The organism is Nocardia sp. CA-135953, assembly GCF_050955735.1.
Taxonomy (GTDB): domain Bacteria; phylum Actinomycetota; class Actinomycetes; order Mycobacteriales; family Mycobacteriaceae; genus Nocardia.
The window spans coordinates 5,534,895-5,555,408 of record NZ_CP192082.1 but is presented as its reverse complement, the minus strand read 5'-3'; the positions used below and the strand labels follow the sequence as shown (position 1 = coordinate 5,555,408).

General features: G+C 65.9%; 17 protein-coding genes. 12 read left to right on the top strand and 5 right to left on the bottom strand.

The annotated features are described in order from the left end of the window. The first annotated feature begins 142 nt into the window (after window positions 1-142). The 3 genes from ACQPXH_RS25615 (at window position 143) to holA (ending at window position 5,070) form a co-directional block, all read left to right on the top strand. Window positions 143-1,231, top strand: a complete 1,089-nt coding sequence (locus tag ACQPXH_RS25615) for a ComEA family DNA-binding protein (RefSeq protein ID WP_433603577.1) — start codon at window positions 143-145, stop codon at window positions 1,229-1,231. Further along, window positions 1,228-3,804, top strand: a complete 2,577-nt coding sequence (locus ACQPXH_RS25610) for a ComEC/Rec2 family competence protein (RefSeq protein WP_433599044.1) — start codon at window positions 1,228-1,230, stop codon at window positions 3,802-3,804. Before ACQPXH_RS25615 ends, ACQPXH_RS25610 begins: the two co-directional genes overlap by 4 nt. 294 nt (window positions 3,805-4,098) lie before the next feature. Beyond that, window positions 4,099-5,070: a DNA polymerase III subunit delta gene (holA, locus tag ACQPXH_RS25605; RefSeq protein WP_433599043.1), complete on the top strand. Its 972-nt coding sequence runs from the start codon at window positions 4,099-4,101 to the stop codon at window positions 5,068-5,070. A gap of 137 nt (window positions 5,071-5,207) precedes the next feature. Here the strand turns inward: holA and ACQPXH_RS25600 are convergent, their stop codons facing one another. Continuing rightward, the gene (locus ACQPXH_RS25600; protein WP_433599042.1) at window positions 5,208-6,278 is read right to left on the bottom strand and encodes an aldo/keto reductase; all 1,071 of its coding nucleotides are present in this window, start codon (window positions 6,276-6,278) and stop codon (window positions 5,208-5,210) included. A gap of 123 nt (window positions 6,279-6,401) precedes the next feature. Between ACQPXH_RS25600 and ACQPXH_RS25595 the strand changes: the two genes are divergently transcribed. Then, complete coding sequence (locus ACQPXH_RS25595; RefSeq protein WP_433599041.1) at window positions 6,402-7,313, top strand: helix-turn-helix domain-containing protein; 912 nt, start codon at window positions 6,402-6,404, stop codon at window positions 7,311-7,313. Between the two features lie 49 nt (window positions 7,314-7,362). Here ACQPXH_RS25595 and ACQPXH_RS25590 read toward each other — a convergent pair whose 3' ends face one another. Then, complete coding sequence (locus tag ACQPXH_RS25590) at window positions 7,363-7,608, bottom strand: hypothetical protein (protein ID WP_040687907.1); 246 nt, start codon at window positions 7,606-7,608, stop codon at window positions 7,363-7,365. 359 nt (window positions 7,609-7,967) lie between these two features. Next, complete coding sequence (rpsT, locus tag ACQPXH_RS25585) at window positions 7,968-8,228, bottom strand: 30S ribosomal protein S20 (RefSeq protein WP_040687883.1); 261 nt, start codon at window positions 8,226-8,228, stop codon at window positions 7,968-7,970. Between the two features lie 432 nt (window positions 8,229-8,660). Here rpsT and ACQPXH_RS25580 point away from each other — a divergent pair, with 432 nt between their 5' ends. From ACQPXH_RS25580 to ACQPXH_RS25565, 4 genes are all read left to right on the top strand, one after another. Next, the gene (locus ACQPXH_RS25580) at window positions 8,661-10,247 is read left to right on the top strand and encodes a circularly permuted type 2 ATP-grasp protein (RefSeq protein ID WP_433603576.1); all 1,587 of its coding nucleotides are present in this window, start codon (window positions 8,661-8,663) and stop codon (window positions 10,245-10,247) included. Next, window positions 10,247-11,221, top strand: coding sequence for an alpha-E domain-containing protein (locus ACQPXH_RS25575; RefSeq protein WP_063046805.1), 975 nt, complete (start codon window positions 10,247-10,249; stop codon window positions 11,219-11,221). Before ACQPXH_RS25580 ends, ACQPXH_RS25575 begins: the two co-directional genes overlap by 1 nt. Beyond that, a complete protein-coding gene (locus tag ACQPXH_RS25570; protein ID WP_433599040.1) occupies window positions 11,218-12,060 on the top strand; it encodes a transglutaminase family protein in 843 nt (280 codons plus the stop codon). The genes ACQPXH_RS25575 and ACQPXH_RS25570 overlap by 4 nt, the downstream gene beginning before the upstream one ends. A gap of 163 nt (window positions 12,061-12,223) precedes the next feature. Beyond that, window positions 12,224-13,012 carry an aquaporin gene (locus ACQPXH_RS25565; RefSeq protein ID WP_433599039.1) on the top strand — a complete coding sequence of 263 codons (789 nt, stop codon included), beginning with the start codon at window positions 12,224-12,226 and terminating at the stop codon, window positions 13,010-13,012. 59 nt (window positions 13,013-13,071) lie between these two features. Here ACQPXH_RS25565 and ACQPXH_RS25560 read toward each other — a convergent pair whose 3' ends face one another. Both ACQPXH_RS25560 and ACQPXH_RS25555 read right to left on the bottom strand, forming a co-directional pair. Beyond that, window positions 13,072-13,650 (bottom strand): type II toxin-antitoxin system PemK/MazF family toxin, encoded by a 579-nt coding sequence (locus ACQPXH_RS25560; protein ID WP_433599038.1) that lies wholly within the window; start codon window positions 13,648-13,650, stop codon window positions 13,072-13,074. A gap of 72 nt (window positions 13,651-13,722) precedes the next feature. Next, complete coding sequence (locus tag ACQPXH_RS25555; RefSeq protein WP_433599037.1) at window positions 13,723-14,451, bottom strand: hypothetical protein; 729 nt, start codon at window positions 14,449-14,451, stop codon at window positions 13,723-13,725. Window positions 14,452-14,516: 65 nt separating this feature from the next. Between ACQPXH_RS25555 and ACQPXH_RS25550 the strand changes: the two genes are divergently transcribed. The 4 genes from ACQPXH_RS25550 (at window position 14,517) to ACQPXH_RS25535 (ending at window position 20,487) form a co-directional block, all read left to right on the top strand. Continuing rightward, entirely contained in the window at window positions 14,517-15,170 is a 654-nt protein-coding gene (locus ACQPXH_RS25550) for a DUF6304 family protein (RefSeq protein ID WP_433599036.1), read from the top strand. A gap of 86 nt (window positions 15,171-15,256) precedes the next feature. Continuing rightward, a complete protein-coding gene (lepA, locus tag ACQPXH_RS25545; protein ID WP_433599035.1) occupies window positions 15,257-17,119 on the top strand; it encodes a translation elongation factor 4 in 1,863 nt (620 codons plus the stop codon). 108 nt (window positions 17,120-17,227) lie between these two features. Beyond that, on the top strand, window positions 17,228-17,812 hold the full coding sequence (locus ACQPXH_RS25540) for a Uma2 family endonuclease (protein ID WP_433599034.1): 585 nt from the start codon (window positions 17,228-17,230) through the stop codon (window positions 17,810-17,812). 449 nt (window positions 17,813-18,261) lie between these two features. Then, window positions 18,262-20,487: a hypothetical protein gene (locus ACQPXH_RS25535; RefSeq protein WP_433599033.1), complete on the top strand. Its 2,226-nt coding sequence runs from the start codon at window positions 18,262-18,264 to the stop codon at window positions 20,485-20,487. The last annotated feature ends 27 nt before the right edge of the window (window positions 20,488-20,514 follow it).

Genomic DNA, 20,514 nt, shown 5'->3' with positions numbered 1-20,514 from the left:
CGGTTCACCACGACGGTACTCATCGCCTCGCGAACCTGATCCAGCGGCGGGGTTATCCACAGGTTCGGAGTTATCAACAGACTTTTTATTTCGCCTGGTCGGCACTGATTCCCGACCTCGCCGCGGGACTAGCGTCGCCGCCATGTCCCGACATGACGAGCGCGAGCGGATTCGCCGACGACTGAGCGTGTTGACCGAGCGAGTCGGTGCCAGCCGAACGATCGGCGCCGGAAGTCCGGTGCGTACCGACGCCGAGCTGTGCCGAAGTTCGCCGCGTTCGTCGAGGTCCGGAAAGCGATCGGGGCGAAGCAAGCCGCCGGTTCGCGGTGGGCGGTGGGATGACGAGGAGTTATCCGAGGTGGTGGAGTCCGATCCCGAGGTTTCGTCTACCGAGGCGGCCGGGTCCGATCTCGAGGATGATGACGACGGGGTCGGCGAGGTACGGACACCGAGTTGGCTGGACGTGCCGCAGCGGCGCGCGGCCTGGCGGGATCGGCTTGTGCCGGAACGATTTCGGGGCACTCGACTGGATCCGGGGTGGCGGGGACTGGTGACGCTCGTCGCGGTCGGACTGGCCGCGGTGGTCGTCGCTGCCGTCGTGGTGTTGCGTGAGCGACCGGTCGCACAGACGGTGCCGCTGCCGTCGGCGGTGCGCGTCAGCGCCGGCACAGTACCGGCTGGGCTGTCCGGCGCCGGCATGGCGGCATCATCCGGAGTTGGACCGTCCGCCGTTCCGGTAACCACCAGTCCCACAACGGAATTAGTGATCAGTGTGGTCGGCCTCGTGCATCGCGGCGGCCTGGTTCGACTGCCCGCCGGGGCACGGGTCGCCGACGCACTCGACGCCGCTGGTGGTGCCAAGGACGGCGCGGATCTGAGCGGACTCAATCTCGCCCAGCGTCTCCAGGACGGCGACCAGGTTCTCGTTGGTCCAAGTGCTCCGAATGCGGGACCGCAACTCGGCAGCGCCACGATCAGTGCAGGCGGACGGCCGCCAGGCGCCGTGCCTTCGAATTCCGCTGCGGCGCAACGTCCATCGAGCAAAGTCGACCTCAATACCGCAACCGAAGCCGAACTGGATGCCCTCCCCGGCATCGGGCCGGTCACCGCCCGCGCCATCGTCACCTGGCGCACCACGAATGGACGATTCACAGATGTCGCCCAACTCGGCGAGGTCGACGGCATCGGCCCGGCCCGCCTCGCCCGTCTGCGCGATCTGGTGACGATATGACCGCATTCGAGGGTGTGTCGGACGGACAGGGCGATATCGATCGCCGGGCTGCCGAGGATGGCGAGCCGTCGATGGAGGCGGTACCGGTGCTCGACGCACGGTTGCTGCCTGCGGCGCTGAGTTGTTGGGGTGCAATGATTGTCGCACTGACGGTGGGATGGGTGGCCGGTCTGGTGCTGGCGTCGGTGCTGGTACTGCTCGCGATCGGGCTCTGGGTGGCGCTGTTGCGCGCGGTGGCCCATCCCAGCGAGCGGTGGCGGGTAGTCGCCGTTGCGACACTTGCCGCGCTGCTGCTCGGTGCCGGGTTCGCGGTGGCCGGGGCGTGGCGCGAGCACCGGGTGGCGACGCATCCGTTGCGGAACACGGCGGCTTCGGTGCGTGTGGTCGTCACACCCCTCGATGATCCGAAACCGGTCCGGTCCAGCGCATTTGGGGGTGAGCAACGGTGGACGGTGCGGGCACACTTACGCGACTACCGCCAGGGCGGTTCGACGGTACGGGCGGGTGGCACCGTGGTGGTTCTCGGATCCGGTGCGGATTGGGGCGAGCTGCTGCCCGGACGAGCGGTGGAGTTTCGGGCCAAGCCGGAGCTGCCGTGGCACCGCGATCTCACTGTCGCCACGCTGCGCGCCCAGGGACGGCCGGTGGTGGTCGGCGCGTTGCCCTGGTGGCAACAGATAGCCGCAGCAGTGCGCACCGACCTCGCGTCGGCCGCACGCGTACTGCCCGAACAACAGGCCGGGCTGCTGCCCGCGCTGGTGGTCGGCGACACGTCCGCGCTGTCCGGCGAAGTCCGCGAGGAGTTCGAAATCGCTGGGCTGGAGCATATATGCGTGGTCAGCGGGGCCAATTTCACGATCTTGTTGGCGGTTGTACTCGGTGCGGTGCGGCTGCTCACCCTGGGCCCGCGCGTCGGTGCGGCGGTCGCGGCGGCGGCACTGCTGATGTTCATTGTGGTGGCACGTCCGGATCCGAGTGTGCTACGGGCGGGAGCAATGGGGGCGATTACCTTGCTCGCCTTGATAACCGGACGCCGCAAGCAGGCATTGCCCGCGCTCTGCACGGCGGTTATCGGTCTGCTCGCGCTGTGGCCGGAACTGGCGGTGCGCGCGGGATTCGGACTGTCGGTACTGGCGACCGCGGGACTGATCCTGTTGGCGCCGAGTTGGGCGGACTGGTTGCGCGCCCGCGGTTGGTGGCGGGTGCCGGCCGAGATCGTCGCGGTATCGGCCGCCGCGTTCGTGGTGACGACACCGCTGGTGATCGCGCTGACCGGACGGCTCAGTTTGGTTGCGATCGTCGCGAATATCCTGGTCGAACCGGTAATCGCACCGATCACGGTGTTCGGGGCTGTCGGCGCCGCGCTCGCCGCGGCCTGGCCTCCGCTGGCCGAATTGATACTGCGTTGCGCGCAACCGCCATTGTGGTGGCTGCTGTTCGTCGCCGAACACGCGGCGAATGTGCCCGGCGCGGAGATCTCCGTGCGGGGTGGGCTCACCGGCGGGGCAATCGCCTGTGCGGCAGTAGTTCTCGTTGTGCTGGCATTACGGTCGGCGGCAATGCGTCGTCTTGCCGCTGTCATTCTGCTCGGCGTCGCGGTCGTGTTGATTCCGGTGCGGGTATGGCATCCGGGCTGGCCACCCGGCGGCTGGGTGTTGGCTGTCTGTGATGTCGGACAGGGTGACGGACTCGCATTGTCTGTCGGTAATCACACGGCGGTGGTCATCGACGTCGGTCCGGACTCGCGCATCATGCGGACCTGTCTGAATCGCTTGCGCATCAACCGGATCTCGCTTCTCGTGCTGACGCATCCGCACGCCGACCACATCGCTGGTCTGGCCGGTGCCTTACAAGGCCGGACGGTCGACGCCCTGGGTGTCGGGCCTGGCGAGCTGTCCGGAACAACGGTCGACGCCGAATCCGCAAGCACCGGGGAGGTGCGAATATCGAATTCGAACGGATCCGAGGCGGATTCAGTCGAGTCGACAGGCACGTCCAATGCACCGCGTTCCTCGCGAGATCGGGGCGCGTCGGTCAGCGGTCCGGAGCAAGTCGCCAGTCTCGCGGCACAGGCCCACATCCCGGTGCTGGAGCTGTCCTCGGGACAGGTATTGCGTTTCGGCGCTGTCGAACTGAACGTACTGGCCCCGGCCCCACTCGCGCACCGCCCGACCGACCCACCGAGCACCGAAGATGCCAACGACCGCTCGATTGTCATCGCCGCCACCACTCCCGCGGGCCGAATTCTGCTCACCGGCGATATCGAGGCGCCGGCGCAACAACGACTGCTTCACTCGGGTGCTTCTCTTCAGGCCGACGTGCTGAAGCTGCCACACCATGGATCCCGAACGACCACCAAGGAATTCATCGCCGCCGTCCACCCTCGACTCGCCTTGGTCAGCGTCGGTGCCGACAACACCTTCGGCCATCCGAACCCCGGTGTGCTCGCGGATCTGGCCGAGCTGGGTGTCACAGTCGCCCGGACCGATCAACAAGGCGACGTCCTGGTTCTAGGTGAGGGGCGTCAGCTGCGAACCCTGACGGCTCGACGAGCCAGATCGCCGTCCCGATAGTCCGTGCGCCGATCTGGACAAAGTTGATCGACTCGGGGCAGCTTCCGAGCGCAGGTCTTGGTTGGACCCCGCGTCCGGACGACTGCCGACTGCAGCGTCTGGTTCTGGATGACGAAGGGACAGCCGGACGACAGGGAGGTCCGAGTTCGAACACCTACGGTGATAAATCGGAGGTGCCGGTGAGGTGTGAGGACGTGTCGGTGACGAACCGTAGGATGCTCGCGTGAGCGAGCGCAGCGAGCGAACCAGAGACACAGCACCGTCGGGCACGACGGAGCCAAGCGAGGTGCAATCGTGACCGAACGGACTGCGGCAGTACACCTGGTGCTCGGCGATGAAGAGCTGTTGGTCGAACGGGCCATCGCGGGGATTACGGCGCAGGTGCGGGCCGATGCGCCGGACCCCGACGCGGTACCCGTTGATCGACTGCGGGCCGGGGATGCCAGCACCGCGGAGCTAGCGGAGTTATTGAGCCCTTCACTGTTCGCCGAGGATCGGGTGATCGTGCTCGAGTCGGCGGCGGAGGCGGGTAAGGAGGCGGTCGCGGTGATCACCGACGCCGCCGCGGATCCGCCCGAAGGTGTGGTGCTCGTGGTGCTGCACTCCGGGGGCGGCCGGGCCAAGGCGCTGGCCCCTGCGCTGCAGAAGTCGGGTGCACAGGTACATGATTGCGCCAAGTTGACGAAGGCGGCTGAGCGGGTGGAGTTCGTGCGCGGGGAATTCCGCAATGCCGGGGTGCGGGTTTCGGGCGAGGTCGTGCAGGTGATGCTGGAGGCGATCGGCTCGGATCTGCGGGAATTGTCCGCCGCCTGTTCGCAATTGGCCGCCGATACCGGCGGCAAGATCGATATCGCGGCGGTACGCCGCTACTACTCCGGCAAGGCCGAGATCTCCGGTTTCGATGTCGCGGAACTCGCGGTGGCCGGCGATCGCCCCGGTGCCATGGAGGCATTGCGCTGGGCCAATGACCGCGGCGTACCGCATGTACTGCTCGCCGACGCACTCGCCGACTCCGTCCACACCATTGCCCGCGTCGGATCCGCGGGCCGCGGCGATCCGTTCAAGCTGGCCCAGCAATTGGGCATGCCGCCCTGGAAGGTGAAGAAGGCCCAAGCCCAAGCGCGGGGCTGGAACCAGGCCAGCATCGGTACGGCCCTGCAAGTCGTCGCCACACTGAATGCCGACGTAAAGGGCGGTGCCGCCGACGCCAACTACGCCTTGGAACACGCACTAACACAGATCCTGGACCTGCACTCCGCAACCTGACGCGGGCCCGCGACAACATTTACGCAGCGGATAGCCGCTGAGATTGGGTCGAGTTCAGCGAAATCTTGTTGATAGGTCGCCGACGTACCGATGGGGTGGGTGCGAGCGCCGCTCGCACCCACCGCATGAGGTGAAACTCAGATGCGGCCTTCGATTTTCAGGTCGCCGAAGGTCACGCCGCGGGTCATCGGGCGGGCGAGCATGTCGTGGGGAAAACCCAACTCGATCGCGCTGGCCTGCTGCAGCCGGTCCAGCTGCGCGGTGTCGAATTCGACCTCGAGCGCTCCGAGGTTGTCCTCCAACTGCGCGGCCGTGCGTGCGCCGATGATCGGCGCCGTGACGCCAGGATTCTGCAGTGTCCAGGCGAGCGCTACCTGTGACGGCGTCTTACCCACTTGTGCCGCAACATCTTTCACTACGTCGGCGATCACCAGGCCGAGTTCGGTGAGCGACCCGTTGGCGGCCGCCACGTTCTTGCGGGTGCCCTCGGGTGAGCGTTCCGCGTCGTGCGCCAAATCGGCGCGGCTGTACTTGCCGGTGAGCACCCCGCTGGCCAGCGGTGACCAAGGCACCACGCCGAGGCCGAGTTCTTGCGCCATCGGAATGAGATCGCGTTCGACGGTCCGCTCGATCAGGCTGTACTCGATCTGCAGCGCGATCAGCGGGGACCAGCCGCGCAGGTCGGCGATGGTCTGCATGCGTGCGACCTGCCAGGCTGGTGCGTCGGAGATGCCGACATAGAGCACCTTCCCGGCGCGGACCAGATCGTCCATGGCGCGCAGGATCTCCTCGACCGGGGTCAAAAAGTCCCAGGCGTGCAGGTACAGCAGGTCGATGTAGTCGGTGTTCAGCCGACGCAGGCTGGCCTCCACCGAACCGACCATGCTCTTGCGGTGATTGCCGCCGGAGTTGGGATCGGTCGGCCGCCGCAGCATCGTGTATTTCGTTGCCAGCACCAGACTTTCGCGGTTGGCGGCGCTGAACTCGCCGAGCAGCTGCTCGGAGGTGCCGTTGGTGTACTGGCTCGCGGTATCGATGAAGTTGCCACCGCGCTCGACGTAGGTGTCGAAGATCTTGCGGGCCTCGTCCTTATCGGCGCCCCAACCCCAATCGGCGCCGAACGTCATGGTCCCGAGGGACAGCGGAGACACCCGAAGACCCGAGCGGCCGAGCAACCGGTAGGTATCGAGGGTGCGGGCTCCGGACATGTCGTACTCCTGTCGTTCGTACTTTGTTTCCGGTGTCATCGAGTCTGGAACGGCACGAGAGTGTGGGTAAGGGAAGGTTTTTCCTGGGAAGGCCAGTCCTAGTCAGCCGTAAGATCGAGGGCGATGACGAGCACGGTGAATGCGACACAGCGGGGCGAGCTCAGGCCCGGAGGCGGTAGCTTACGTGACCACGGCGGGCCAGGGAGCTCCGCGAATTGGGCACAAGCACTCGCGGCCTTTCTGCGCGCTCGGCGCGAGCGGTTGAATCCCGGCGACTTAGGGCTGCCCCCGCGCAAACAGGCTCGGCGCACCCCCGGCTTGCGCCGTGAGGAAGTCGCCGAGCTGGCGGGCGTCAGCACCGACTACATCGTGCGGCTGGAACAGGGGCGCGGCCTGCGCCCATCCGCGGACGTCCTGGAGGCGCTCGCACGCGCGCTGCGCCTCGATACCGACGAGCGCGCCTACCTCTTCGATCTGGCCCAGCAGCGCCAGCCGAATGCCGGGAAACCGAGCACCGTCCCCGCGCCCGCACTGGAGCTGCTGGTGCGTGATCTGTCGCCATTGCCCGCGATGCTGGTCAACCACCGCTACGACATCCTGGCGTGGAATCCGGAAATGGCGCGGTTGGTCGTCGACTTCGGTGCCCTGCCGCCACGGCAGCGCAACTCCATGTGGCTGTGCCTATTGGATCCCGCGATGCGCGATTTCTACCGCGACCGGGATCGGATCATTCGCGAGGGCATCGCCGATCTGCGCGCCGCGTGGGCGGCCCATCCGGATGATCGGGAACTGGCCGATCTGGTCGCCGAGTTCACCGCACGCAGCGAGGAGTTCGCGCAGGGGTGGGCCAGACACGACGTCCGGGTGCAGGGGCGCGGGAGGAAGCCGCTACACCACCCAGAGGTCGGGCCGCTGGTGGTCGATTTCGAAGTGCTCATGCCGCTACAGGATCCGGACCAGCGCATCATCATCTATCGCGCGGCCGATGCGGAGTCCCAGGCCGCGCTGGATCGTTTGAACGCCGACCTGGATTGAGCACTCAGATATCCGCACCCGCTCGGTGCGGGTGCGGATTCACGGGGATCTATTCGACCGAGCTGAGAACCAGTTCGATGTCCTCTTCGGACTCCTCGTACCGGCCCTCCCACTCCTCGTAGACCGGAATTTCCTCGTCCCTGGTGACGATCCACTCCAGCGAGTAGCCGCCTTCCTCATCGGGGACCATGACGTTCTCGATCTTCAGTCCGATGCCGAGGACCTCGGCTGCGCGGATGATGTCCGGCAGATCTTCGGAGCGAACCGGCGTCTGATTGGCGTACACGGTAACCATGCGCCGAATCGTAGCGGGAACCTCCGACCTGTGGTGCCCGATCAGAATTCGGCTTCAGGAATGGGATGCGGGGATGACCTGGGGATGTGGGCGGGGTCGCCGCTTTCCTGCCGATTTGCCCAGGGCACTCTCGATGACCTGGCTCCTGTCGAGACGGTTCCGCTCAACGCCCAGGAGGCCGCATAGACGCCGCAGCGAGTGATTGCTGAAGTATTGCTCAACGAATACCTAACTTCCGGCTGCCGGGCCGAAAGTGATCCTCGCAATAGTCGATCAGCGACGACAAAAGCCGCCGTGATCATCGAGGCCACGACGGCTGCGTCAACGTATGGGTGGTACCGCGGGCGGTACCGGTGCGATCAGAGCTTGTTCAGCGCCAGCGCGAGCGCCGACTTCTTGTTGGCGGCCTGGTTGGCATGGATGACGCCCTTCGAGGCGGCCTTGTCCAGCTTGCGGCTGGCACTGACAACCAGATCGGTGGCCTTCGCCTTGTCGCCGGCCGCGAAGGCCTCGCGGACCTTGCGGATCTCGGTGCGCAGCTCGGACTTGACCGACTGGTTGCGCTGGCGCGCCGCCTCGTTGGTACGGATCCGCTTCATCTGGGACTTGATGTTGGCCACGCCTGTTTCCTCGTGTTCCTGTCGCTGGTGGACTGTGCTGAAAAGTTCGCGAGCGCGCGTTGGAAACCGGAGTGATCAGGTAACGCGACGCCGAAGATCGAGGGTACCAGCCGCCGCGTCGCACACGAAATCACCACCGCTGCGGCATGCGAAATCGCAACCGCGCGAACGGCTCGACCGGCAACGCTACCGACCGCTGTAAGGGGGCGTAAACCCAGCGTGATGCAAGAAATTTACCTGCGTCTCACACGGCATCAACGCTGCGTGTAGCACGATTTTTGCATGACTCCCGCCTCGCCGCCACGTTCGGCACGATCTCCTGCGCTGACCAGTGTCCGGTCGAACGGGCATGCGAACGGCAACTGCAGAGCAACAACATCCGGACTATTCGCGGGCTATCGTCCCGGCCGGTACGCGGACGCCTTCGACGAGATGTTCGACGGACAGGGCCGGGTGCGTCAGCCATATAGGGGAATTTTCTCGGCGCTCGCGCCGATCGACGTGGCCGATCTCGCGGCCCGCTCGGACGCGCTCGACCGCGCTTTCATCGATCAGGGCATTACCTTCTCGCTTTCCGGACAGGAGCGGCCCTTCCCGCTCGATCTGGTGCCCCGGGTGATCGCGGCCGCCGAATGGGCCAAGCTGGAGCGCGGGATCAAGCAGCGGGTGACGGCGCTGGAGCTGTTCCTCGCCGATGTCTACGGTGAGCAGAACATCCTGCGTGACGAGGTCATCCCGAAGCGGCTGGTCACCTCGTGTCAGCACTTCCACCGCGAGGCCGCCGGACTGGTGCCGCCGAACGGGGTGCGCATCCATGTGGCGGGGATCGATCTCATTCGCGACGAGCGCGGCGACTTCCGGGTACTCGAGGACAATCTGCGCTCACCGTCCGGGGTTTCCTATGTCATGGAGAACCGGCGCACCATGGCACGGGTCTTCCCGGATCTGTTCTCCTCGCACCGGGTGCGCGCGGTCGGCGACTATCCGACGCATCTGCTGGCCGCGCTGCGCGCCTCGGCCGCGCCGAACGAGGCCGACCCGACGGTCGTCGTGCTCACGCCCGGCGTCTACAACTCGGCCTATTTCGAACATTCGCTGCTGGCCAGGCAAATGGGAGTGGAACTGGTCGAGGGGCGCGACCTGTTCTGCCGCGACAATGTCGTCTACATGCGGACCACGGCGGGGGAGCGTCAAGTCGACGTGATCTATCGCCGCATCGATGACACCTTCCTCGACCCCATGCACTTCCGGCCCGATTCGGTGCTCGGCGTCGCCGGACTGGTGAATGCCGCGCGCGCTGGCAATGTGGTCATCGCCAGCGCGATCGGCAACGGCGTCGGCGACGACAAGCTGACCTACGCGTATGTCCCGACGATCATCGAGTACTACCTCGCCGAGAAACCGGTGCTGCCGAATGTCGATACCTATCGCTGCTGGCTCGACGACGAGCGCGAGGAGGTGCTCGATCGCGTCGCCGAACTGGTGATCAAACCGGTCGAGGGGTCCGGCGGCTACGGCATCGTCATCGGTCCGGTAGCGACGCCACGGGAATTGGATACGATCCGGCGCAAGATCAAATCGGATCCGCGGGGTTGGATCGCCCAGCCGGTGGTGCAGCTGTCCACCGTGCCGACCAAGATCGGTAACGAGCTGGTGCCCCGTCATGTCGACCTGCGGCCCTTCGCGGTCAATGACGGCGACGACATCTGGGTGCTGCCGGGCGGTTTGACGCGGGTGGCATTGCCGGAGGGTTCACTGGTCGTCAATTCGAGTCAGGGCGGCGGCAGTAAGGACACCTGGGTGCTGGCCGGGCGCGCCTCACCCGCCGACCGTGAGCTCGCGGGCGAGGAGTTGGTGAGCGACCCGCCGCAATCCGATCAGCGCGAACTCGGCCGGGAATTGACCGCGGCGCAGTCGAATCAGCAACAGCAGCAGCAACAACAGGAGCAGCGGCTGGGATCGATGCGACAGAGTCAGCGACCAGGTGCGGGTCAGCAGCAGAGCGGGGTGACGCGCTGATGCTGGCCCGCAACGCCGAATCCCTCTATTGGATCGGACGATACGTCGAACGCGCAGACGACACTGCCCGCATCCTCGACGTCGCGGTGCATCAGTTGCTCGAGGACGCCACGGTGGATCCCGACCGCACCTCGCGAGTCCTGTTGCGGGTATTGGGAATCGAACCGCCCGACGTCGAACTCGATGTCTGGTCGGTCACCGACCTGGTGGCCTTCAGTCACGACCATGGCAACTCCATTGTCGACTCGATTGCCAATGCTCGCGAAAATGCCAGGGGCGCACGCGAAGTCACCTCCAGCGAGATGTGGGAGTGCCTGAATGCCACCTACATCGGGCTCACGGCCACCGAGAAGGCCGCCCGTGGTCTCGGCCCGCACGAATTCTTCCACTACATCAAGGATCGGGCGGCGATGTTCGCCGGACTCTCCGATTCCACCCTCAGCCGCGACGACGGCTATCGCTTCCTGCTGCTCGGCCGCTCCATAGAACGCGTGGATATGACTGTGCGCCTGCTGCTTTCGCGCGCGGGCGACCGCACCTCGTCACCGGCTTGGGTGACGGTTTTGCGCTCAGCGGGCGCGCACGACACCTATCTGCGCACCCATCGCGGCGCTCTCGACGCCAATCTGGTCGCCGAATTCATCCTGCTGGACCGGCTTTTCCCGCGTTCGGTGTTTCATTCGGTGCGGGTGGCCGAGGCCTGCCTCGCCGAACTCGATCAGCGCCCCAGCAGCCGGGTCGGCGCACGACACGAGGCGCAGCGGCTGCTCGGCAGGGCCCGAAGTGAACTCGAATTCCTGCCGCCGGGTGCGCTGCTGGAGGATCTGCAGAATCGCCTGCTTTCGCTGCAGAAGACCTGTCGCGAGGTCAGCGAGGCGATCGCACTGCAATACTTCCACGCCGCGCCGTGGGTGGCCTGGACCGATCTGCGCAGCAGTCACGATAACCATGCGCAGGTGGAGGGAGAGCTGTGAGCTGGCGGATCAGGGTGGTGCACACTACCGGTTATGTTTACGACGCCCCGGTTACCCGGTCGTTCAACGAGGCTCGGCTCACTCCGCGCGCGGACGGCAGGCAGAACGTCATCCTGAATCGGGTCGAGACGGTGCCCTCCACCCGGTCATATCGCTACACCGACTACTGGGGCACCGCGGTCACCTCCTTCGATCTGCACGCGCCGCATACCGAATTGGAGGTCACCGGATCATCGGTGGTGGAGACCGAACCGTTCGCCGGTCCGGCCGAGGAGCTGTCCTGGGAGGAGTTGAACTCCGATCACATCGTTGACCGTTTCGACGAAATGCTCTCGCCCACCGCATATGTGCCGCGGGACAAGAAACTGGCCGCGATCGCGAAACAGCTCGCGCGCGGTGTTCCGCCCGCGAAAGCCGTTGTGCGCGCGGCCGAATGGGTGCACGGCGAAATGAATTACATCACGGGTACCACCTCGGTGCACACCTCGGCCGTGCAGGCCTTCGCCGAACGTCAAGGCGTATGCCAGGATTACGCGCATCTGACCCTGGTTCTATTGCGCAGCATGGGGATTCCCAGCCGCTACGTCTCCGGATATCTACATCCCAATCCGGCCGCCGAGATCAATACGACGGTCGCCGGACAGTCGCACGCCTGGATCGAGGCCTGGACCGGTGCCTGGTGGGGCTACGACCCGACCAACAATATCGCCATCAACGAACAGCACATATCCGTCGGCGTCGGTCGCGACTATGCGGATGTGCCGCCGCTGAAGGGGATCTTCTCCGGCGGCGGTTCGACCGATTTGGAGGTTGTCGTGGAAATCACCCGGCTCGCCTAGGCCGGCCCGGAGTAGCGATCGCTTGTGGGTCGCTGGAAAGGGTCAGCGTTGTAGTGCTCACCCGTCTCGCGTAACGTCCAATTTCACATCAGCCGTGATTTTCGTAGCAGGTCCAAGGCAAACCCCGTGCATACGGGGAAGATCCTCTCGGAAGGTGGCGCGTATGTCTCCCACTGCTCAGGAAGTCGTCGAGGAAGTCACCGAACTGGAGCCGACGCCGGAGGCCAAGAAGTGGGCCGCCGAGGCGCTCGGCACGTTCGTTCTGGTCATGAGCGGTGTCGGCACCGCGGTACTGGCCGGTGAGCGCGTCGGGCCGCTGGGTGTGGCACTGGCCTTCGGCCTGTCTCTGCTGTTCCTGGTCTACGCGATCGGGCCGATCTCCGGCTGCCATGTGAATCCGGCCGTGACCCTCGGGCAGTTGCTGCTCGGCAGGCTTTCGGTGATCTCCGCGGTCGGCTATTGGATCGCGCAGCTGATCGGTGGATTCCTGGCTGGAATCGTGCTGTTCGCGATCGCCAAGAATCTCCCCTCCTACGATCGCTCGGTCAACGGGCTCGGGGCGAACGGCTGGGGTAAGCACAGTCCGTCCGCTGTGCGCGGTCCGCTCGGACAGGTGGTGATAGAGAACGGATACGGCCTGTCGGCGACGATCATCATCGAGGTCATGTTGACCGCGCTATTGGTATTCGTGGTGCTGGCCTCCACCGACCAGATCTCCGATATTCCGCTGGCCGGCCTGTCGATCGGCGTCACGCTCGCGGTCATCCACCTGATCTCGATCCCGGTGGACAACACCTCGGTGAATCCGGCCCGCAGCCTCGCCGTCGCCTTCTACCAGAACGGCGCGGGACCCCAGGTCTGGGTCTTCGTGGTGTTCCCCCTCATCGGTGGCGTACTCGGCGCGCTGGTCTACGGCCTGCTCTACGGACGTTCCCGCGAGATGGTGTCTTGACCGCCTCGCTGCGCCCTCAGGCCGACAAGCGAGTGCCGCGGGAGTCGCCCGATTTCCAGTCAGTGCCAGGCGTATTCGGCGCATAAGCGGTGGGCGACCAGGTCGAAGGTCTTGCGGGCGAGGATCGCGCCTTCGCGACGGATGCCGTCCTCCGGGACGTCGAGTACTCGATCGAGGCGGACCCAGCTCGGCCTGCCCTCGTGATCCCAACTGCCGCTGCCGATTCCGACCCAGTCGCGATCGTGCGCGCGCTCCGGATTCGACGACAGCATCAGGCCGAGCAGGGTCCGGCGGTCGCGCCCGACGACGAGCACCGGGCGGTCCTTACCGTTGTTCGGATCCTCCTCATAGGGCACCCAGGTCCACACGATCTCGCCTGGATCGGCCCGACCGTCCAGCTGCGGGCAGTAGACGATCTGCCTGGCCCGCTCGGTGGTCGGTACCGGGGTCGAGGCGGTCGGCCGGATCGCGACCGTGGGCGCCTTACGTGTCGCCAGCGACCCGACCGCGCGCTCGAACAGCGATGAGCGCTGCAGCTTGTCCACCAGCTTCGGTCCCTGCTGCTTGACGATCTTGGGACCCTGCTCCTTCGCGATGAGGCCTAGCTGCTTGCCGATCGTGTTCCAAGTTCGGGCCATCCTTGGATGGTAACGGCGCGATCTCGCGTTCTCATCAGCACTGCCTACCGCCCGGTAGGGCGAGTTCGCGCATCATGCGCCGGCCCGCTGCGTTGTCCGTGTCGAAAACGGTTGCAGCACTGGATATCTGCTGGCGGAGACGGTATCGAGGTCGCGATCGGCACCGATCCGCGCGACCGAGTCGAGCATGCGCCGCACCCGGTCCTGGAACTCGGCCGCGTCGCGCGCGCTGTACCAGACCAGCGGATCGGTGAGCGCCGCGGCCGGAAACTGTTCCTCGACAATGGCATCGATGACGGGCGCGTCCGGGGTGATCGCCCGGACCACCACGTTCTGCGTGTAGCCGAACGTCGACTGCGTCTCGATGGCCACGGCGGTGTGTCGTCCCTGCCAGTCACTCAGCCAATTCGCCTGCGTGAGTTCGGCGGGCCGACGCAGGAAGGCGAGGTTGCCGAAGCCCTCGGTGCGGGTCGGGACCGAATCGTCGAGCCGCAGCGGCACCGACTCGGTGACCAGGTAGCCGTGTGCTGCGGTCGCGAAGTCGGCGAGGATTTCCGCCGCGGCCGTGGCCGCGGGACCGTAGCTCTGCTCGACCCAGACCGTGACCGCCGCGGCGATCGGCGGGTCGAGCGTCACCATTCGCATCAGCGCGGCCTGCACCGCCGCATCACGGACATAGACGGTGGCACCCGCAACCCCGAGGTCGACCAGTTGCGCGGCCACCGTGGTACGCAGCGATTCGCACCACGACTCGGTCGCCTCGGCATCGGATCGGCGCAGGACGAAAACCAATTTCTCCACCCGCCGAAAATACGGCGAACTCTCCGTTAGAGTCGGGCAATTCGTCGTGGAAGAAGGATCCAGCTGTGCAGCCGCAGGTTTTTCCGGGAACCTACACCGACGATCACGGCACCGAGCGCATCATGTGGCGGCTCGGGCCATCACGGCACTGGGGTGCGAACCGGTTCGATATCCGGACAGTGATCCGTGGCGTTCCGGTGGCGGGCCCGGACTTCGACGCGCTCGGCCCCTATGACAAGGGCGCCGCACTGCGGGCCGGACTGCCCGTCGAGCAGTGGGATGTCCTGTCGGGCTGCGCATTCTCCGGCGAACTGCCCTGCTCGGTCCAGGTGCACGACCAGCGCCGACCCGGTGTGATCCACTTCCGGCTGACTCTGCCGCCCGATGGGGCGGGGGATTCGCTCGAACTCGCCATCGAGATCGAAGGGCTGACCTACCAGCGCACCGACAGATACTTCGAGGACGCGCTGTTCCGGCTCGGACAACAGTTCCCGGACGACATTCGCCTGCTCTCCTGCATTACCTGCCTGTTCTCCGACTACTCGCCGTACGGCCACGGCCTCACCGGCATGTGGTGTCATCGCGATGCCAAGGATCAGTACCTCGCGGTCCGCACCAAGGACGACTATTTGGCGGTGCCGGTGACCGAGCAGGTACCCGAGACCTATCTGTGCGCCGACTACACGCTCCGCATTCCCGGCACCGGCTACCGCGGCTGAAAAGTGGTACAGAACGCGGAACGGTGAACCGCTGACAATGCCGCTACCTCGCCCATGGGACGATGGATGGCAGTTTGCCGATACCCATGAGGAGTGGAGTGCCCGCCAGCTTCGCCGACACCACGTTCACCGATCCCGCCCGGATCCGGAACTTCTGCATCATCGCGCACATCGACCACGGCAAGTCGACGCTGGCCGACCGCATGCTGCAGCTCACCGGTGTGGTCGAGGAGCGGGCGATGCGCGCCCAGTATCTGGACCGGATGGACATCGAGCGCGAGCGCGGCATCACCATCAAGGCACAGAATGTGCGGCTGCCCTGGCAGGTCGACGGCACCGACTATGTGCTGCACCTGATCGATACGCCCGGCCACGTCGACTTCACCTACGAGGTGTCGCGCGCGCTGGAGGCGTGTGAGGGCGCGGTGCTGCTGGTCGACGCGGCGCAGGGCATCGAGGCGCAGACGCTGGCGAATCTGTACCTGGCGCTGGACAAAGATCTGACGATCATCCCGGTGCTGAACAAGATCGACCTGCCCGCCGCTGATCCGGACCGCTACGCCGCCGAGATCGCACATATCGTCGGCTGCGAACCCGATGACGTGCTGCGGGTCTCCGGTAAGACCGGTGTCGGGGTCACCGAGCTGCTGAACGAGGTCATCAAGCAGGTGCCCGCGCCGGTCGGCGATCCGGACGCGCCCGCGCGCGCCATGATCTTCGACTCGGTCTACGACACCTATCGCGGCGTGGTCACCTACGTTCGCGTGGTGGACGGCAAGATCATTCCGCGCGAGAAGATCAAGATGATGTCCACCGGCGCGACACACGAGTTGCTCGAGGTCGGCATCGTTTCCCCGGAGCCCAAGCCAACCCAGGGCCTCGGCGTCGGCGAGGTCGGTTATCTGATCACCGGCGTGAAGGACGTGCGCCAGTCGAAGGTCGGCGATACCGTGACCTCCGCGCGCGGCGGTGCGAGCGAACCGCTCATCGGCTATCGCGAGCCGCAGCCGATGGTGTACTCCGGTCTCTACCCGGTCGACGGCTCGGACTATCCGGATTTGCGCGACGCGCTCGACAAGCTCCAGCTCAACGACGCCGCGCTGACCTATGAGCCGGAGACCTCGGTGGCGCTCGGCTTCGGATTCCGCTGCGGCTTCCTCGGCCTGCTGCATATGGAGATCACCCGCGAGCGCCTGCAGCGCGAATTCGATCTGGACCTGATCTCGACCGCGCCGAACGTGGTCTACAAGGTGGAGATGGAGGACGGGGCCGAGCACGTCGTCACCAATCCGTCGTACTGGCCCGAGGGCAAGGTCCGGCATGTGTACGAGCCGGTGGTCAAGTGCACGATCATCTCGCCGAGTGAATTCATCGGCTCGATCATGGAGCTGTGCCAGGCCCGGCGCGGTGAGCTCGGCGGCATGGACTATCTGTCCGAGACCCGAGTCGAACTGCGCTACACCATGCCGATGGCCGAGATCATCTTCGACTTCTTCGATTCGCTGAAGTCGCGCACCCGCGGGTACGCCAGCCTCGACTACGAGGAGTCGGGTGTGCAGGAGTCGGCGCTGGTCAAGGTGGATATCCTGCTGCAGGGCGAGGCGGTGGACGCGTTCAGCGCGATCGTGCACCGCGACGCCGCGCAGGCCTACGGCCACAAGATGACCACCAAACTGCGCGAACTCATTCCGCGCCAGCAGTTCGAGGTGCCCATCCAGGCCGCCATCGGCTCGAAAATCATTGCCCGCGAGAACATTCGCGCCATCCGCAAGGACGTGCTCGCCAAGTGCTACGGCGGTGACATCAGCCGTAAGCGCAAACTGCTCGAGAAGCAGAAGGAGGGCAAGAAGCGCATGAAGACCATCGGTCGTGTGGACGTCCCCCAGGAAGCCTTCGTAGCCGCCCTCTCCTCCGACGCGGCCTCCGATAAGCCGAGGGGGCAGAAGTAGGGGGAAGCCGCTCGGGCGTCGATCGGAAAACCGGGAGATAATGCCTCAGCGGGGACGGCTATGAGGCAGGATTCATTGTCGGGTCGGCAGAAACCGGGGAGGTGGGCGGTGACGGCAGTGCACGAGGACCCAATCCTCACGTCCGAGTTCGAGGCGATCGCCCGTGCGGTCGAACGCGAGACCGAAGGTATGCGTGTCGAACTGATCGGCGGACGACTGGGAGTCAAACCGGTGCCCGATGCTGAGCACAACCGGATCTTGCACTGGTTGCTTCTCGCGCTTATGCCGTTGAGTCCTCGTCTGTTTCTACATCTTGCAGTGCAGGGCTTGGAGGTGGGCGCCTACCGCAAAGGGCGCGCACGCCCAGATGCCGTACTTGCACCAATCGACGCGTTCTTGGGACAAGGAGAGTGGGCGTCGGCTCATGCCGCGCTGATGGCCGTCGAGGTCACGTCGTGGGACTCGGATACCAACCAACGTGACCGCGTGGACAAGCCCACGGCCTTCGCCGAGACCGGAATCCCGATCTATCTGCTCATCGACCGGGACTCAGCCGAGGTTGTGGTGTACAGCAAGCCGGAAAACGGCCGATACCTGGACGTGCACCGGTATGTCGTCGGGCTCGAGGTGACGCTACCCCTCCCAGTTGGTGTCACGCTCGACACAGCACCGCTGCGGGACTGGATCAGCTGAGCTCAGCCTGTTCGTTCGGATTTGCGCACCAGCAGACGGGTGCCACCATCCGGTCGGTGCGGTTCGTCCCGGCGAGACCGACGGTAGGGAGCCGAACTTCACCATCTCTCGAGCAATTATTAGAGATCTCTTGCGGCGCACCGACTTCGGGCTGTACGCGTGGCCGTCGACGAGCTAGTCTCGTCGACACGGTTTCGGGGCCGCGGCGTGGCGCTGGCTCGGAGCGCTCGAACAGGTCCGATGGCAACACCGGCCCTCGATTCGGATGCCCGCAGAAGCGGGGCTTCCGTTCTGGTTTCTCCGATGGCAAGGTTATGTTGCTCGTCACAGTCGTATGCTCTGCGGACCCGCAGAATGTGACAGTTGGGTTTTCCGGAATATCGTTAGGTGATCTTCACTCGGTCTGCCCGGCGTGGTGAGGATGCTGGAAACCTGAGAGTGGAGCTTGCATGACGAGTGACCTGCCCTTCGACAGCGATGCCACCGACGCTGACGACCGTGCGGGCGACACCGCCTATCGCGTTGCCACCGGCGTCGCGCGGGTAGCGAGGGCGGGCGCGTATGTGACCGGCGGCGCGCTGGTCGCCGCCAATGGCGGTACCGCACCTGTACATCCCGGCGGGCAACGGCTCGACAGTTGGACTTCGGCCTACACCCGCGACCCCGATGCGGATGTGCCGAGTCCCGTGGTCACCTTCCCGGATCCGGACCCGAATGCGACACCGCCCGCACCACTGCATTCGTCGACGCCGACCCCGCGCGATGTGAGCGTCAACGCGCCCTTCACCATTCCCAATGTGCCCAATTCGGGTGTGTACATCGGGCCTGTGCCGCAGCAGCATTCACCGCAGCCATGGCAGAACACCGGGTACGGCAGCTATCAGCCCGGCCTCGCGCTCGGAACCGAGAGCGAACGGTCCGGCCTCGATCTACACAGCGACTCACCGCAGTCCGGCCTCGATCTCGGTACCGGACACGTGCCCGGCTTGGGGAACGTGCCCGGACTCGACCTCGGTCAGGGCGGCCACGGCTTCAACCTTCCCAGCCCGAATCTCCCCAGCCCGAATCTCCCCAGCCCGAACGGCTTGCTCGCCCCGGGTTCGAATCCCTTCACCCTGCCCCGTGTTCCGACGTCGGGGACGGCCATCAGCGAGTCGGTGAGCAGCGATGCCGAAAACTCCGACGACGGCGATGCGGTCGCGAGCAACGTTCCGTTCTACGGCGGCAACATGTTTCACAGCGGTGCGACCGGGGGCAGTGGTGAGCTGTTCCATGGCAACGACGCGCTCCACGGTGGCGACGCATTCCACGGTGCCGACATGTACCACGGTGCCGACATGTACCACGGTGTCGGCAGCCCGGATGCTCTCGGCGTATTCATCAATGCCGAAGCCGGTTTCAGCGTGCACACCGAACTCCGAGTGAACTTCAGTGCCGGCCCGAACGGGGTGTTCCTCGCCACACAGTCCAAGGTCGAGGTCGAGGGCGCGCTGAAGGTAGAGGTCGGGCGGGGCCGGGTCGGCGACAATATCGACAAGTACTCCGATTGGCTCGGCCAAACCGCCGGCGCCACCGGACGTTCCGGCCTCGACAATGCCGGCACGAACGGCACGGTCAACCCGGTCGGCGCCCAGCCCGTGGGTGGATCCGTCCCGCAGTACTCGGCCGTGCAGCCCGTCGCGGTGCAGCCCGGGCAGCCGTTCGCGGCGCCGCTGCCCGCTCCGGTCGCAGCCGTCGCGCCCGCAGCGGTGGCCCCTGCGGTCGTAGCGCCCGCAGCGGTGGCAGCGCCGGTTGCGGCCACCCCACTGCAGACCACGATTCAGCCGGATGTGGCGAGCACCCCGGTCGCCAATGTCCTCGTCGCCCCGGCGGGTCCGTCGCCGCTGACCGCGCCCGCCGCGACGGTGCCCGCGCTGTTCGAGCCGAGGCCCGTTCCTGCGAAGCATCCGGTCGTGGTCGACGATTCGTCTTCGACCACGACACCTCTGACGAACACGCCGACCACTGTCACCAAGACAGTGCCGATCCCCGGCGACAACACCACCGGGCATCCGACCAAGACCTCCGATACGGGCAGCACCAAGCCCGGCCACACCGCTGTTCCGGACACGGATGCCACGGGGACGACGAAGATCCCGACCGCGACCCACGCGCCGACCACACAGGCTCCCACCACGCACGCGCCGACCCACACCGCGACGCCGACGATTCCGGACGACGATGTGACGATCCCGAGCGCCGGCAACGGTGGCGGAACCAGCACCGGTCACAACGGCGGCACCACCCCGAACACACACACCACCCAGCCGGACATCGACGACCCGACCGTGGACGTCCCGACCGTCTCGGTGCCGACAGTGACCCACTCCGCCCCGACAGTCCAGCCGACCCCTGACATCGATATCCCGACCGCGCACTCCCCGGCGCCGATCCCGACTCAGCAGCCGCATGTGCCCGCGCCGACCATGCCCGCACCGGTCACCCCGATGACGCCGCCCGCGCACCCGATCGCCGCCGACCTCGGTGATCCGGCCGATTTCGCGCACCCGGTATACGAGCCCGATCACACGGCACTGACCCTCATGGCGGCCGGGCTGTCCACCCCGTTGCTGCCCGATCCGGGTGTGGACGACGGCCACCACTTCGTAGCGGGCCTGGATATCAACCTGTTCTAGGAGCCGCACGGGGGTCGCGCGCATCCG

Excerpts from the sequence above, each read along its gene's own strand:
- ACQPXH_RS25615 (WP_433603577.1), top strand. The coding sequence starts at position 143 with ATGTCCCGACATGACGAGCGCGAGCGGATTCGCCGACGACTGAGCGTG.
- ACQPXH_RS25610 (WP_433599044.1), top strand. The coding sequence starts at position 1,228 with ATGACCGCATTCGAGGGTGTGTCGGACGGACAGGGCGATATCGATCGC.
- ACQPXH_RS25600 (WP_433599042.1), bottom strand. The coding sequence starts at position 6,278 with ATGTCCGGAGCCCGCACCCTCGATACCTACCGGTTGCTCGGCCGCTCG.
- ACQPXH_RS25595 (WP_433599041.1), top strand. The coding sequence starts at position 6,402 with ATGACGAGCACGGTGAATGCGACACAGCGGGGCGAGCTCAGGCCCGGA.
- ACQPXH_RS25590 (WP_040687907.1), bottom strand. The coding sequence starts at position 7,608 with ATGGTTACCGTGTACGCCAATCAGACGCCGGTTCGCTCCGAAGATCTG.
- ACQPXH_RS25580 (WP_433603576.1), top strand. The coding sequence starts at position 8,661 with ATGTTCGACGGACAGGGCCGGGTGCGTCAGCCATATAGGGGAATTTTC.
- ACQPXH_RS25575 (WP_063046805.1), top strand. The coding sequence starts at position 10,247 with ATGCTGGCCCGCAACGCCGAATCCCTCTATTGGATCGGACGATACGTC.
- ACQPXH_RS25565 (WP_433599039.1), top strand. The coding sequence starts at position 12,224 with ATGTCTCCCACTGCTCAGGAAGTCGTCGAGGAAGTCACCGAACTGGAG.
- ACQPXH_RS25560 (WP_433599038.1), bottom strand. The coding sequence starts at position 13,650 with ATGGCCCGAACTTGGAACACGATCGGCAAGCAGCTAGGCCTCATCGCG.
- lepA (WP_433599035.1), top strand. The coding sequence starts at position 15,257 with ATGAGGAGTGGAGTGCCCGCCAGCTTCGCCGACACCACGTTCACCGAT.
- ACQPXH_RS25535 (WP_433599033.1), top strand. The coding sequence starts at position 18,262 with ATGACGAGTGACCTGCCCTTCGACAGCGATGCCACCGACGCTGACGAC.